Source organism: Phytohabitans flavus (genome assembly GCF_011764545.1).
Classification (GTDB): domain Bacteria; phylum Actinomycetota; class Actinomycetes; order Mycobacteriales; family Micromonosporaceae; genus Phytohabitans; species Phytohabitans flavus.
On the sequence record NZ_AP022870.1, the window covers coordinates 5,348,274 to 5,362,457 of the forward strand.

A 14,184-nucleotide genomic window follows, 5' to 3' on the forward strand; every position below is an offset into this window, starting at 1 on the left:
CTAAGCCTCGGGTGGGAGGTGGATGGCGACCGCACGGGCGGCACGGGCGGCGTCCACCAGCACGGCGTGGCGCGGGTCGGGGACCTGGAGGTGGCGTTCGGCGCGGATCGCGGCGAGCGGGGCGAGCCTCCGGTCGGCCAGGATCGTGTCGACGGTACGGCGGTCGCCGCCGCAGACCAGGGTGGCCAGCGACGCCGCCTCCGGCAGCAGTACCCGTACCGCCAAATCGGACGCGTCGCCGGCCGCTGCCTTGGCCTGGTTTTCCCGGCGGCGGGCGAAGCGCTGCTGGGACCAGCCGCCCGCGGCGGTGCGGCTCTGCACGTACGAGGTGTCCACCTTGGACGCCTCCAGCCGGTCGCCGAGCGCGATGCCGAGCGCCACCGCGCCCTTGCGGGCAAGCAGCAGCCCCAGCCGGCGCGGCTCCAGCGCAGCGGCCAGAAACGCGGGCAGGTCGGCGTAGCCGGTCACGCCGGGCGGTGCGTGGAGCTCGGCCGAGGCGCCGTCGGGGGCGTGCAGCGAGATGCCGTACCCGGTGATGGTGGCGTCCGGCTGGCCGTGCCGGTCCGCGAAGCCCTCGACCCACCGCGCCAGGCGCTCGGGATCGACCTCGACCCAGCGCCCGCCACCCACGGCCGGTCGACTGCCCATGGGCCGACGGTACGGCATGATCAGCCTATGACACCGCTCGCCACCGAGGTCCTGGGCCGCCTGGCCCGGGTGTACGGCGGTGCGCGCGACCCGGAGCGGAGTCCCGCGATGGCGGCGTACATGCGGGACAAGTTTCCATTCCTCGGCATCCAGTCGCCGGTACAGCGGAGGCTCGCGCGGGAGGTGCTGGACGGGCTGCCCCGGCCCACCGAGGACGACCTGCGGGACGTGGCCGAGGGGTGCTGGGCGCTGCCCGAGCGGGAGTACCAGTACTTCGCCTGCGACCTGCTGCGCCGGTACGCGCGGGTCTGCTCGGCCGGCTTCCTGGAGACGGCGCGCTTCCTCGTCGTGACCAAGCCGTGGTGGGACACTGTGGACGCGCTGGCGGCGCACCTGGTGGGGCCGCTCGTCTCCGCCCACCCGGCCCTGGTGTCCACGATGGACGAGTGGGTGGCCGGCGAGGACCTGTGGCTGGTCCGCACGGCGATCCTGCACCAGCTGCGGTACAAGGAGCGGACGGACGCGGCGCGGCTCTTCCGGTACTGCACGCGGCAGGCCGGGCACCCCGACTTCTTCGTGCGCAAGGCGATCGGGTGGGCGCTGCGGGAGTACGGCAAGACGGACTCGGTGGCGGTCCGCGCGTACGTGGCGGGGCACCGGCTGGCTCCCCTGTCGACCCGCGAGGCATTGAAGAACCTCTAGGCACGGCGGGGCCGGAGAAGTTACCATCCGGTACACGAATGTTCCTCACATATTAACAGTCATGAGGATCGCCATGCGCAGACCCGCCACTCTCCCGGCCCTCGCCGCGGCGCTGCTCACCGCGACGACCACCCTCATCGTCCCCACGCCGCCCACCAGCGCTCAGGCCGCCGCGGCGCAGGCGGCCCCCACCGACTACTGCCTGGAGCAGTGCTCCGACATCCTCCCGCCCGGCCAGAACGGCAACGCCACGCTCGTCGAGATCCTCGCCCACCAGGCGCTCGGCACCCGCCCGGCGCACTCGGCGGACCAGCTCGACGAGTACGCGAACCTGGTCTACAACTACGCCGGGCTCACCGACGACCAGATCAACAGCTACTTCAACGACGCCTCGTTCGGCGTACCCGCCGGGCAGGCCGAACGCACGTACCAGCCGCGCTCCGACGTGACCGTCGTGCGGGACCGGGCCACCGGCACGCCGCACATCACCGGCACCACGCGCTCCGGCACGATGTTCGGGGCGGGGTACGCCGGCGCCGAGGACCGCCTCTTCACCATGGATCTGCTGCGGCACGTCGGCCGGGGCACGCTCACCCCGTTCGCCGGCGGCGCGCCCGGCAACCGCGCGCTGGAGCAGAGCGTCTGGCGCAGCTCGCCGTACACCGAGGCGGACCTCCAGGCGCAGGTCGCCGCGCTGCGCCAGCAGGGGCCGCGGGGTGACCAGCTGTACGCGGACGTCGAGGCGTACATCGCGGGCATCAACGGGTACATCGCGGCGTGCATGGCCGGGCGCTACTGCCCCGGCGAGTACGTGCTCACCGGCCACCTCGACGCGATCACCAACGCGGGCGGGCCGGAGCCGTTCACGATGACCGACCTCATCGCGATCGCCGGCGTCGTCGGAGGGCTCTTCGGTGGTGGCGGCGGCAGCGAGATGCAGTCCGCACTGGTCCGCATCGCCGCACGCGCCAAGTACGGCCCGACCGAGGGCGACGCGGTGTGGCGGGCGTTTCGCTCGCAGAACGACCCGGAGACCGTGCTGACCCTCCACGATGGGCAGAGCTTCCCGTACGGCTCGGCACCGGACGACGCGCCCAGCGTGGTGATGCCGGACGCCGGCTCGGTCCGCCCTGAGCCGGTGGTCAGGGACCAGACCGGATCCGCGACCGACGGCGCCGTCGCCCTCGCCGAGCTGGCCATCGGCTCGGCCCACCGGGGCATGTCCAACGCCGTCGTCGTATCCGGCCGGCACACCACGTCGGGCCACCCGGTGGCGGTGTTCGGGCCGCAGACCGGCTACTTCTCCCCGCAGCTGCTGCTGATGCAGGAGCTGCAAGGGCCCGGGATCAGCGCCCGCGGCGTCGCGTTCGCCGGGGTCAGCCTCTACGTGCTGCTCGGGCGCGGCCAGGACTACGCGTGGAGCGCCACGTCGTCCGTCCAGGACATCACCGACACGTACGCGCTGCCGCTGTGCACCACCGACGGCTCGGCGCCGACGCTCGCCACCAACCGGTACCTCCACGGTGGGCAGTGCACGGCGATGGAGGAGCTGTCGCACGTCAACTCCTGGCACCCCACCGTCGCCGACAGCACGCCCGCCGGCTCGTACCGCATCGTCGCCTGGCGCACCGCGCTCGGCCTGGTCGCCTGGCGGGGCACCGTGGGCGGCCAGCCGTACGCGTTCACCCAGCGCCGCTCCACGTACGGCCGAGAGGCGCACTCGGCGATCGGCTTCCAGATGTTCAACGACCCGGCGGTGATGGGCAGCGCCGGTGACTTCACCACCGCAGCGTCCAACGTGGAGTACGCGTTCAACTGGTTCTACGTCAACTCGACCCAGTCGGCGTACTTCAACTCGGGGCGCAACCCCGTCCGCGCGGCGGGCTCCAACCCAAACCTGCCGATGGCCGCGCAGTACGAGTGGACCGGCTTCGCCCCGGCCTCGGCCCACCCGCAATCCGTCGACCAGGACTACTACATCTCCTGGAACAACAAGCAGGCCCGCGACTTCGGGGCAGCGGACGGCAACTTCAGCTTCGGCTCGGTGCACCGCGGCGAGTTGCTGGACGTGCCGGTGAAGGCCGCACTCGCCTCGGGGCAGAAGCTCGACCGGGCCGGCGTGGTACGCCTCGTCGAGAACGCGGCGACCGTGGACCTGCGCGGCAAAGAGGTGCTCGACGACCTGCTTCGGGTCGTCGAGAGCCAGCCGGTCACCGACGCCGGGCTCGCCACCGCCGTGAGCCAGCTCAAGGCGTGGCAGCAGGCGGGCGCCAACCGCAAGGAGACCTCGGCCGGGTCGAAGGCGTACCAGCACGCGGCCGCGATCCGGGTCTTCGACGCGTGGTGGCCGCTGCTGGTGAACGGGCAGTTCAAGCCCGGCCTCGGCGCCGACCTGTACCAGGCGCTGGTCAACGCCATGCAGATCAACGAGTCGCCGTCCGGCCACCAGGCGGGTGACGTGTCCAGCCTTCCCTCGTCGGCGAACGAGGCCCAGCCGCACAAGGGCTCCGCCTTCCAGTACGGCTGGTGGGGCTACGTGGACAAGGACATCCGGCGGGTGCTCGGCGAGCCGGTACAGGGTGGGCTCGGCCGGGCGTACTGCGGCAACGGCGACCTGGCCGCCTGCCGCACGGTGCCGCTCGACACGCTGCGCGCGGCGGCCGCCCAGCCGGCGTCCACTGTGTACCCGGGTGACGAGCACTGTGCCGCTGGGGACCAGTGGTGCGCCGACGCGATCGTGCACTCCCCGCTCGGCGGCATCACCTCGCCCATCATCGCGTGGCAGAACCGGCCCACGTACCAGCAGGTGGTGTCGTTCCCATCAGATAGACCCTGAGGCGGTGTTCGCCGCCAGGGCGACGATCAGCGCGCTCGACACGAGGGCGGTTGCCAGCCGGCCACGCGGCCCGGTGAGCAGCCGCCCTACGAGCGTGCCGCCGCCCGCGATGACGAGTTGCCAGCTCGCCGACGCCAGGAACGCGCCCGCCACGAAGAGCGCCTCTCCCCCGGCGCTCAGGCTGTCCGACGCCTGCCGGCCGAGCACGAGCGCTCCGAAGTAGACGATCGTCATCGGGTTGAGGAGCGTGAGCCCCAGCAGCCCCGCGTACGCCCGTGGCGGTGAGGCGAGCCCGGCATCGGAGCGCGCCGCGCGGGCCGGGTCGCGGTGGTGCCGGACCGCCGTGTACGCGGTACGCGCGGCCAGCCCGAGCAGCACCGCCACGGCCGTCCAGCGTAGGGGCGTCGCGGCTGGCTCGATCACGCCGGCCAGGGCCGCACCCCCGACCACGGCGGCGATGGCGTAGAGCCCGTCGGCGGTGGCCACGCCCAGGGCCGCGGCCGCACCGACGCGGAACGACGTGCGGGCCGCCAGTCCCATGATCAGAATCGCGATGGCGCCGACCGGTATGGCCACGCCGTACCCCGCGATCACGCCGTCGACGAACGCGCCCGTCATGACGGTGGGTGAGCGATCGCGGCCGGCAGCCCGCCGCGCTGCTGTCGCGTGCCGGCGAGGGCGGCAGCGACAGGGACGCGGGAGGTTTTCGGCTCGATCACGCTGCCAGTCTGGGCCATCCGCCGGTGGGCGGCCAACGAATATTCGTCGCGCACCGTGACCGGCACGGCCAGGCGATCAGCCTCGCGCCCGGAGGTGTTGCCACCGGCGCAGCAGCCGCCACTGGAGGATGACTGCCGCGACGGTCACGAGCAGCATCACCACGGTGGCCGCCGAGGCATAGCCGTAGCGCAGGTATTCGAACGCGTTGCGGTAGACGAACAGCGACAGGTACGTGGTCGCGTAGGGCGGCGGGCCGCCGTCGGTCACCACCAACGCCGGCACGAACGACACCTGGAAGCTCAGGATGGTATCCCGCACCAGCAGCAGCCCGAGCACCGGCGCGATGAGCGGCAGCGTGACGCGGCGGAAGACGTCCCACGGTGTGGCGTCCTCTATGGACGCGAGCTCGTACACCTCGGGCGGCAGTACCAGCCGCGCGGCGAGCAACACCAGGAACGACTCGCCGACCGTGAAGAGGCTCATGATGATGATCGCGGCGCGGGCGTCGGTCGGGTCGGTCAGCCACTGCGGCGGCGTACGGCCGAGCGCGGTCAGGCCGTTTTCGCCGCCGACCCGCAGCAGCTGGTTGACGGGACCGTAGAGGGGATTGAAGAGCCAGAGCCACAGCAGGCCGTACGCGACCTCCGGCACCGCGGTGGGCAGGGCGGCCACGGTCCGCGCGGTGCCGACCCCGGGGGCCCGCCGGTGCAGCAGCAGGGCCAGGCCCAGGGCGACGAGCAGCCGCAGGGGTACGGCCACCGCCGCGAACACGAGCGAGTTGAGCAGCGCGGTACGGAAGATGCCGTCGCCGGCCAGCTCGGTGAAGTTCGCCGTACCGGTCCACTGTGGTGGCTGGACGAGGTCGTAGTCGGCGAACGCGAGCACCAGCGTCGCGGCGGCGGGCAGCAGGACGAGCCCGACCAGCCCCACGACGTACGGGGCGAGCATGAAGCCGAGCTGCCGGCGGCTCATACACGCTTTCCGGTGGTGGGGTCGAATACGTGCACGTCAGCGTCCCTGGCCATGACGTGCGTTTCGGAGCCGGTGGCCGGCCGCTCCGCCGAGGGGATCCGGGCTACGGCTGAGTGCTCGCCCAGTCGCAAGTAGACGTGGGCATCCTCGCCGACGACTTCGACCCGCTCCACCGACGCGACGGCGCCCTCGGAGCCCAGCCGGAGCGCACCGGGGCGGATGCCGATGAGCCTGCCGGGTGGGGCGAGGCCGGGCAGCGGCCCGTCGGCGGGGAGCAGGTTCATCGGCGGCGAGCCGACGAAACGGGCCACGAACGTCGTCGCCGGCGTGCTCCAGATCTCGTCCGGCGTGCCGATCTGTTCGATCCGGCCGTCCCGCAACACCGCGATCCGGTCGCCGAGCACCAGCGCCTCGACCTGGTCGTGGGTGACGTGCAGCGTGGCGCCGCCGACCCGGGCGTGCAGGGCCTTCAGCTCGGCGCGCATCTCCACCCGCAGCTCGGCGTCGAGATTGGACAGCGGCTCGTCGAGCAGGAAGACGTCCGGCTCGCGGACCAGCGCGCGGGCCAGCGCCACCCGCTGCCGCTCGCCGCCGGAGAGCTGCCCGGGGCGCCGGTCCAGCAGGTGTCCACAGCCGACACTGGCCGCCGCCTGTCGGGCCCGCTCGGCCGCCGCCGCCTTCGGCACGTCCCGCACGATGAGGCCGAAAGCGATGTTCTCGGCGGCGGTCAGGTGCGGGAAGAGCGCGTACGACTGGAAAACCATTGCCACGTTGCGCTGGCCGGGCCGCAGCCGGGTGACATCCCGCTCGCCGATCGCCACCCGGCCGGCCGAGACGGGTGTGAGCCCGGCGACCGCACGCAGCAGTGTGGACTTGCCGGCGCCGGACGGGCCGAGCACCACAAGCAGCTCGTCGCGGGCGACGGTGAGGTCGACGCCGTGCAGCACCTCGTGCGCGCCGTGCGCGACCCGGACTCCCTCCAGCGCCAGCGTCACGGGGACACGCCGCGGGCGAAGATGGGGCGGGTCTGCTCGTCGAGCTGGCGGATCACGTCGTCCAGCTTGTCACCCCGGTAGAGGGCGTTTTCCAGGATGCCGCCGGTGGCGTCCTCGATCTCCGGCCAGGTGGAGATGGTCGGCACCCGCCGGATCGTCGGCACCGCGTCGAGGAAGACCTGCGCGTTCCGCGGTGGCTGGGTCGGGTCGAGGAACGCCGGCGACTTCGAGACCTCGATGTTCGACGGCACGGTCCGCCCGGTGGAGGCGAGGATCCGCTGCCCCTCCGCCCCGATAGCGAACTCCAGGAAGCGCCAGGCCGCGTCCTTGGCCTTGGACCCGCTCGTGATGCAGTACGCGTCCGAGTGCAGGATGCCGGCAGGCTGCTTGCCGTACAGGGGCATCGGCGCGACGTCCCACTCGAAGTCCTTCACTGTCCGGAAGGTGGTGGTGACCCGACGCGACGACAGCAGCATCGCCAGCCGCCCGTTGCTGAACCGGCTCTCGTCGTTTTCCGCCTCGACCTCCTCGTCGGTCGGCACCACGCCGTACGCCAGGCGCAGCGCCACGAAGTCGCGCAGCGCGTCCCTCGCCGGACCCGCCTCGAACGTGAACCGGGTCGGCTTGCGCTCGTCGTCGACGATCTGCCCGCCAGCGGACCACACGAGCGGGGCGACGCGGATAAGCGTGGGCTCGACGCCGAGACCGTACACGGCGACCCGCGCGCTGCCGCCCTCCGACTCCGTGCCGCGCACGATCGTCCCGCTCGCGTTGCGGGTCATCGCCGTGGCGGTGGTGATCAGGTCGTTCCAGGTCCAGCCGGCCTTGGGCTCGGCGACGCCGAACTTCTGGAAGAGCGTGCGGTTGTAGTACACGACAAGGCTGGAGACGTTTTGCGGCAGGCAGAGCTGGCGCCCCTGCCACCGGAACGCCTCGACCGCCTGCGGATACAGGTCGGCGAGCTTGACCACTGTGGACTTCGCGAGCCGGTCGTCCAGTGGCTCGACGGCGTTCTTGGCCGCGAACTGGCCGTAGAAGCGGTAGTTCATGAGGAACAGGTCCGGCGGCGACCCACCAGCGATCGAGGTGGAGAGCCGGGTGATGAGGTCCTCCCGGTCGCTCGCCTCGACAAGCTGTACCCGGGCGCCGGACGACACCTTGACGTACTCGTCGACGAGCGTGCGGTACGACTCCAGCTCCTCCGGTGCGCCGAAGACCAGCAGGCGCACGGTCGGCGGGGTGTCCGCGGTCTCGGCGCCACCACACCCGGTGAGGAGGATGGCCGTGGCGAGTATCGCGGTCAGCTTGCGCATCAGGTCTCCCGATACTGGTGGACGCGGAGGTGGCGGAGGGCGTGCCGCTGCGCGAGTGCGAAGACCACGAGCGGCGGGATCGTGGTCAGCACCGCACCGGCCAGAAAGACCGGAAAGTTGGTCGGGTCCAGCGTGGACAGTGAGCGGAGGGCCAGCGGCAGCGTGAAGAGCTCGCGGTCGTAGAGGTACACGAGCGGGTCGAGGAAGTTGGACCAGGTGAGCACGAACGTCAGCGCCCCGACCGCCGCCGTCACCGGCCGCACCAGCGGCATCGCCACCCGCCACCAGGTGCGCAGCGGCGAGAGGTCCTCCAAGCGGCAGGCGTCGTAGAGGTCGGCGGGGAGCGCCCGGAACGCCAGGTAGAACACGAGCGGGTAGAGCGGCGACGTGGCCAGTAGCGCCGGCGCGATGAGTGGGGCGAGCGTGTCGGTCAGGCCGAGCGTCCGAAACAGCGCGAAGCGCGGCACCAGCAGCGCGGTGGCCGGCGCCGCCAGCGCGGCGAGCGAGGCGACCACGACCGCGGTGGTGACCCGCCGCGGCAGTTGGGTCATGGCGAACCCGGCCAGCGACGCGACGAGCACGCTGGCCGGTACCGCGATCGCGGCCACGATCGTGGAGTTGAGGCCGGCGCGCAGGAGACCACCGAGATCGACCGCTCGGCTGTACCCCTCGGTGGAGAGCGGGTCGGGGACGAGCTGCGGACCCGGCGGGGCGGCAGCCCCGGCTCGCGGAGTGACCCGGCCACCAGCATGAGCAGTGGCGGCAGGAACACCGCGACGACGGCTACCGCCCCGACGGTGCGGACTCTCATCCCTTTGGGTCAGCCAAGGTTGAGCCGCCACGCGGACAGGCCGTGGGTGGCCGCGTACAGGATCCGTTTGCCCGGCAGGACGGTCAGGCCGGCCACCTCGACGTTCGGCATGCCCGGCGCCGCCTTCGTCCAGGTCGCCGTGCCGGCCGCGTTGCGCAGCACGCCGAAGTCGGTGGACGCGTAGAGGTCGCCGCTGACGTCGTCGCGCACCAGGTCGGTGACCGGGATGTCGCCGAAGTCGTACGACCGGTCGACCCACGTGGACGTGCCCGCCACCGGGTCGAACGTGACCTCGAAGACGTGCCCCGGCGTCGCCGCGGTGTTGACGTTGTAGCCGCTGTACGAGATCCAGGCGTGGTTGCCGTTCTTCGGGTCGACGTAGATGCTGCTGACGAACCGGCCGGGCGCCGGCGCGTCGTCGTCGATCCGGGTCCAGGTCACGGCCGACGCCGGCTCGGCGTCCACGTTGGACGTCACGAACACCCGTCCGGCCGTCGTGGCGGCCCAGGCGCTCGACGTGTTGAGCGTCGTGCGCTCGATCGCCGCGACCGCGCCGCCGGCCCGGTCACCCCAGAACGGGTCGACGAGCCGGTTGGGCCCCAGCTCCGCCCAGTCGCCGCAGGTCGCCTCGAAGGTACCGGTCCAGGTGTTGCAGATCCGGTTGGCCTCCGCGAGCGTGCGGTCGCCGAGCCCGAACGTCTTGGTCCGGTACGCCGTGCGTCCCGTACCGGCGAACATCGTGCCGCTCACCTTCGGGTCGCTGATGACCGGTGAGTAGAACTGCGAGTTCGCCTGCCCGGCCAGCGGATCGGCCGTGTAGATCCAGTCCGCCGTGGCACCGTTGTTGAAGTTCACTTCGGGTGTCGTGTCGTTGTACGTGTGGAAGCGGAACTTCTTGTCGGTGACGTCGAAGCCGGACTGCCCGCCGTCGCCGATGATGGTGTTGAGCCACAGCTGGCGGTTGCCGTAGTTCTCCCAGGTGCCGTTGTCCTGCGTGCCGCCCTGTAGCAGCTCGTGGTCGTGCGGGCTCACCGACAGGCTCATAAACTGCAATGTGGACAGTCCAGCGTTGATCCCGTCCAGCTTGGCCGGGATCCGGGACAGCATCTGCCGGCACCGCTCCAGCTGGGCCGCCGTGTTCAGCGCCCGCCGCGGGTTGTCGCACCAGGCCGAGCGGTCGACGAACGTGCCGCTGGAGCGCATCACGCCGCCGTCGTTGGTCTCGAAGAACTGGAACGGGTTGCGCGGGTTGGTGACGATGTCGTGCTGGTCGGGGTGCAGTCCGTTCGGGTGCAGCTCGTCGGTGCCGTCGAAGGTCATGTCGGTACCGGTGAGGCCAGCGTCGGTGGAGAGCACCACCGCCCGCTTGTTCGCGATCGTCTCGCCGTACGAGTACGACCCACCCGCGTACACGATGTCGGGGTGGCCGTCGGGCGTGTGGACGAACACGTCGTACCAGCACTGCGCACCGCAGAGGTTGTACCAGGCGAAGCCCGGGTCGGCCACGTTGGCGCTGGTCAGGTCGGTGAAGGTGGGCGCCCCGGTGGCGACGTCGTCGCTGCGGAACAGCCGCGAGTACGGCGTGCCGGTGTTGCCCTCGTAGATGTACATGCGGGTCTTGCCGTTGGGCAGCCGGGTGACGTCCATCGCCGGGCGGCTCTGGATGATCGCCGGGTTGATCGACTCCTTGATCTGCGTCCAGGTCGCGCCCGCGTCGTTGGAGCGCCAGACCCCCCGCGCGAACGAGGAGGCGTACACGATGTTGGAGTTGGCGGGGTCGAGCTCGACGTTGCGCACACCGCGCGGCGAGCAGATCGTGCCGTTGGCGAACTCGGTCGCGCTGCCGGTGCAGTCGGCCACGTTCACCGAGCCGTTGTGCACGAGCGTGAAGGTGCGGCCGCCGTCGGTCGTCTTGTAGAGCCCCCACTTCGCCGCGCCGGGCGTGGGCCGGGTGATGCCGGTGCAGCAGACACTCGACATGCCGGTGAGCGCGGTGGTCGTGGCGATGTACAGCGTGCGGGGGTCGCCCGGCTTGACCACGATCTCGCCGATGCCCTTGCCGCCCAGCTCAGCCTTGCCCAGCGGCCCGATCCAGGAGCGCCCGCCGTTGGTCGACTTGTACAGGCCGACGCCCGCACCGCAGCCGGAGGCGCAGATGTTGGCCTCACCGGTGCCCAGCCAGATCGTGTTGCGGCTCGGGTCGTTCTTGTCGATCGTCACGGCACCCGCGGTGTTGATGTCGAGCGGTCCGGCCAGGTACGCCCAGCTCGGCTGCTTGCGCAGGATGTCGTCGGTGCGCCAGACACCGCCCCCGGCGGGCGTGATGTACGCCCGGCAGTCGCCCGGCCGGCACTTGTCGCTCACCGCGATCGAGGTGGTGCGCCCACCCGCCACGTACTCGTTGGGCACGTAGTTGAAGGAGTCGCGCAGCGGCGTGTCCGGGTACAGGGCGTGGCTCGGCCCGACCGGCTGCCACGTGCCCTTCTTGGCCTTGCCGCGCGGGAAGCCACGGTTGTGCGAGGTGGTGAACGCGCGCTTGGCTCCGTCGATCTCGCCCACCGCGATGGCCGAGTCGGGGTAGGCACGCTTAAGGTACTCGGCCGCCGCGGCCGAGCCGGGCCCTTCGAGTGCCATACCGCTGTTGCCCGGCATCGCCTGGCGGCGCCGTTCGAGATGCATGGCAAGCGCGGTCGGCGCCTCCGCCTCACCCGTCGCGGCTGCGGGTGCAGCCGGCGCACCGGCGAAGTGGAGCGCGACGAGGCCGGCCGAAACGACCAGCACGCCGACGGAAAGAGCTGCGAGAGACTGACGACGTCTTCGGGTCACGGAGGTCCCCTTCTCTGCTGCCGCCGCCGCGTAGCGAGCAGCCGAGATCGTCAGCCGTCACTGGCAGCGCTACCCAGCAATCTCCCAGAGAAAAACCAGCCGAGACAAGAATGTAGATGTAACGATCTAAATTCGCACGCACGGTGTTCTAGGCCCTCGTGTCATCAGTCGGCTAGCCGATAGTGTCCAGCGGTTCCACGGTGGATGCTCGGACGACCGGTTGGCGGCGAGGGGAGACATTGGTGGCCAGCGGCCTGCTGCGAGTCGAGTCGGAGCGCGGCGAGGGCATCGTCGTGGAGGTCGCGTACGACGAGCCCGGCTTCCAGGCGGTCTCCAGGAAGACGGGGATCGCGGAGGCGAAGAAGACGTTCGAGGAGGCTCTCGGCAAGATCCACAACGCCGCTGACCGCGCGCTCGCCGTCTTCCGCGATGGCGCGCTCGCCCCGGACAGCGTGGAGCTGGAGTTCGGTGTCCGCTTCAACTACGAGGTCGGCGCGGTGCTGGCGAAGACCGCGACGGAGGGCCACCTGACGGTGAAGCTGACCTGGAACAGGCAGCCGGCGCAGACCCAGCCGCCGGGCTGATGGGTGAGCCACGCTGGCACGCCCGGGTGGACGTGCCTGACTCGGTCGAGGGCGGTGGCTCCGGCCTGCTGATCGACGAGCGGCACGTGCTGACCTGCGCGCACGTCGTCGAGCCCCCCGACGCGGCGGTGCTCGTGTCGTTTCCGAGCGCCGCCATCGCGGACGTGCCCGCGACCGTGGTCCACCGAGGCCCGTGGCAGCCGGAGACAACGGGCTCGGGCGACTTCGCGATACTCCAGTTGGAGACCGCGCAGGCGATCACGCCGGCCCGGTTCGCTCCGTTCACGACGATCGCCACCCGGAGTCAGGAGTCGTTCTACGCGCGCGGCTTCCCGGACGGTTACTACTCCGAAGGCACCACGGCGATGCTGCGGCTCGTGCCCGGCGGCCTCGGCCCGGAGACCCGGCAGCTCAAGCCCTGGGACAGCACCTCCAAGGACCTCACTCCCGGCTTCAGCGGTGGGGCCGTCGTCCGGGAGGCCACCGACGAGGTGGTGGGCATCGTGACCGCGGCGGATCAGCACCGCCAAGGGGCGATGCTGCCGATCGAGAAGATCTGCGAGCATTGGCCGCAGCTCGCCGAGCGCATCGAGCTGGGACCGTTCGGCCCAGCGGCGTACCAGGACCTGCGGTCGATCCTGTCCACAGTCGACCTGCGGGTGCCGGGCTGGCTGCTGCCGACAGTGCTGGGCGCCCAGGATTCCACGTTCGCCCCGGACCCGCCCCGGCTCAGTACCGTGCTCGAGGTGGCGGAGTGGCTCGCCACGGAGACCAATTTTCAGGACGAGCGGGTCAAGCAGCTGCTGGCCACCCTGTTGTTGCAGGTCGCGTTCCTCCGGCCGGCCGTGGAGCACGACGCGATGGACTGGATCAAGCAGTACACCCTCGGCGGTCCGACCCCACCGAAAAGGGGGTCCGAGGCCGCGTCGGCGTCCGTGATCGTCCGGATCGCGCCGACCGCGGGCGGTGCCGCGGAGGAAGAGGCGTGCCACGTCACGATGTGGACGGTGACCGGGCCGGACGCCGAGTTCAGCGAGCCGATCATCGACGAGCGCGTGCCGACACCGCAGGTCCGTGACCTCGTCACCACCTCGCTGCCCGACGCTGTCGAGCAGGTGCCGATCGTGCACAAGGACGTCGTGGTCGAGTTCGTGCTGCCGCGCCGGTGGCTGTCCTGGCCGGTGGACGAGTGGACGGTGTACCACGGGGAGGAGGTGCTGCTCGGTGTCACCTGGCCGGTCGTCGTCCGTGACCTCGACTGGTTCGACCGGGAGGACGCCCGCGAGCTGGAGCGCCGGGCCCACGACCTGCGCGACCACGCCAAGGACCTCGCCGCCCTGATGAGCTGGAAGGATTGCGCGGCCCAGCTCGCTCCCCCGCGCGGCTTCCACGCCTGGCTGCGCGGCCGCGAGCGCCCGCTCGCGCTGGGTCTGGCCGGTCACTGGGCCCAGCAGGACCGGATCGAGTCGGCCGTGGCCGCCGGGGTCCCGGCCGTGCTGTGGCCGCGACGCTCGTGCGGCCCGGACGTGGCGGCGTGCGGGGCCGACCTCGGCGACCAGCCCGGGGAAGCGCTGTGTCCTGGCCGGATGTTCCGGCGCGACATCGTCGAGAGCCTGCGGGACATACGCGCGGAGCGGCTGCCGGGCTGGGCGCACGAGCTGCGTGGCCAAGCGGAAGAGGCCGACGACCCGGACACGCACTGTGGCGCGAAGATCTCGGTGCTGTTGGACGACCCGCGCCGCAAGTTACCCTACCAACTCGGCTTCGCGAGCTGAGG

10 protein-coding genes and 1 pseudogene are annotated in these 14,184 nt (G+C 71.3%); 4 read left to right on the forward strand and 7 right to left on the reverse strand.

Translation table 11 applies throughout. The features are described 5' to 3' along the window. Positions 1-648 carry an acVLRF1 family peptidyl-tRNA hydrolase gene (locus Pflav_RS23280; protein WP_173038177.1) on the reverse strand — a complete coding sequence of 216 codons (648 nt, stop codon included), beginning with the start codon at positions 646-648 and terminating at the stop codon, positions 1-3. A gap of 27 nt (positions 649-675) precedes the next feature. Here Pflav_RS23280 and Pflav_RS23285 point away from each other — a divergent pair, with 27 nt between their 5' ends. Both Pflav_RS23285 and Pflav_RS23290 read left to right on the forward strand, forming a co-directional pair. Further along, a complete protein-coding gene (locus tag Pflav_RS23285) occupies positions 676-1,350 on the forward strand; it encodes a DNA alkylation repair protein (RefSeq protein WP_173038179.1) in 675 nt (224 codons plus the stop codon). 61 nt (positions 1,351-1,411) lie between these two features. After that, positions 1,412-4,186 carry a penicillin acylase family protein gene (locus Pflav_RS23290; RefSeq protein WP_232071806.1) on the forward strand — a complete coding sequence of 925 codons (2,775 nt, stop codon included), beginning with the start codon at positions 1,412-1,414 and terminating at the stop codon, positions 4,184-4,186. Here Pflav_RS23290 and Pflav_RS23295 read toward each other — a convergent pair. The 6 genes and pseudogenes from Pflav_RS23295 to Pflav_RS23320 all read right to left on the reverse strand — a co-directional run bounded on the left by Pflav_RS23295 (position 4,172) and on the right by Pflav_RS23320 (position 11,823). Continuing rightward, complete coding sequence (locus tag Pflav_RS23295; RefSeq protein WP_173038181.1) at positions 4,172-4,804, reverse strand: LysE family transporter; 633 nt, start codon at positions 4,802-4,804, stop codon at positions 4,172-4,174. The two genes, Pflav_RS23290 and Pflav_RS23295, sit on opposite strands and share 15 nt — an antisense overlap. A 177-nt stretch (positions 4,805-4,981) precedes the next feature. After that, positions 4,982-5,854 (reverse strand): carbohydrate ABC transporter permease, encoded by an 873-nt coding sequence (locus Pflav_RS23300; protein ID WP_173042594.1) that lies wholly within the window; start codon positions 5,852-5,854, stop codon positions 4,982-4,984. Positions 5,855-5,874: 20 nt separating this feature from the next. After that, complete coding sequence (locus tag Pflav_RS23305) at positions 5,875-6,873, reverse strand: ABC transporter ATP-binding protein (RefSeq protein ID WP_173038183.1); 999 nt, start codon at positions 6,871-6,873, stop codon at positions 5,875-5,877. Continuing rightward, entirely contained in the window at positions 6,870-8,186 is a 1,317-nt protein-coding gene (locus tag Pflav_RS23310; protein ID WP_173038185.1) for an ABC transporter substrate-binding protein, read from the reverse strand. The genes Pflav_RS23305 and Pflav_RS23310 overlap by 4 nt, the downstream gene beginning before the upstream one ends. Then, positions 8,186-8,997 (reverse strand): annotated as a pseudogene (locus Pflav_RS23315) (carbohydrate ABC transporter permease). The gene Pflav_RS23310 and the pseudogene Pflav_RS23315 overlap by 1 nt, the downstream one beginning before the upstream one ends. Positions 8,998-9,006: 9 nt before the next feature. Next, positions 9,007-11,823, reverse strand: coding sequence for a beta propeller repeat protein (locus tag Pflav_RS23320; protein ID WP_173038187.1), 2,817 nt, complete (start codon positions 11,821-11,823; stop codon positions 9,007-9,009). A 242-nt stretch (positions 11,824-12,065) separates the two neighbouring features. Between Pflav_RS23320 and Pflav_RS23325 the strand changes: the two genes are divergently transcribed. Both Pflav_RS23325 and Pflav_RS23330 read left to right on the forward strand, forming a co-directional pair. Next, positions 12,066-12,407 (forward strand): CU044_2847 family protein, encoded by a 342-nt coding sequence (locus tag Pflav_RS23325; RefSeq protein ID WP_197938713.1) that lies wholly within the window; start codon positions 12,066-12,068, stop codon positions 12,405-12,407. Further along, on the forward strand, positions 12,407-14,182 hold the full coding sequence (locus tag Pflav_RS23330) for a VMAP-C domain-containing protein (RefSeq protein ID WP_173038189.1): 1,776 nt from the start codon (positions 12,407-12,409) through the stop codon (positions 14,180-14,182). Before Pflav_RS23325 ends, Pflav_RS23330 begins: the two co-directional genes overlap by 1 nt. Positions 14,183-14,184: the final 2 nt, after the last annotated feature.

Bases quoted from the DNA above. Each gene is read 5' to 3' on its own strand.
- Pflav_RS23280 (WP_173038177.1), bottom strand. From the start codon at position 648: ATGGGCAGTCGACCGGCCGTGGGTGGCGGGCGCTGGGTCGAGGTCGAT.
- Pflav_RS23285 (WP_173038179.1), top strand. From the start codon at position 676: ATGACACCGCTCGCCACCGAGGTCCTGGGCCGCCTGGCCCGGGTGTAC.
- Pflav_RS23290 (WP_232071806.1), top strand. From the start codon at position 1,412: ATGAGGATCGCCATGCGCAGACCCGCCACTCTCCCGGCCCTCGCCGCG.
- Pflav_RS23295 (WP_173038181.1), bottom strand. From the start codon at position 4,804: ATGACGGGCGCGTTCGTCGACGGCGTGATCGCGGGGTACGGCGTGGCC.
- Pflav_RS23300 (WP_173042594.1), bottom strand. From the start codon at position 5,854: ATGCTCGCCCCGTACGTCGTGGGGCTGGTCGGGCTCGTCCTGCTGCCC.
- Pflav_RS23310 (WP_173038185.1), bottom strand. From the start codon at position 8,186: ATGCGCAAGCTGACCGCGATACTCGCCACGGCCATCCTCCTCACCGGG.
- Pflav_RS23330 (WP_173038189.1), top strand. From the start codon at position 12,407: ATGGGTGAGCCACGCTGGCACGCCCGGGTGGACGTGCCTGACTCGGTC.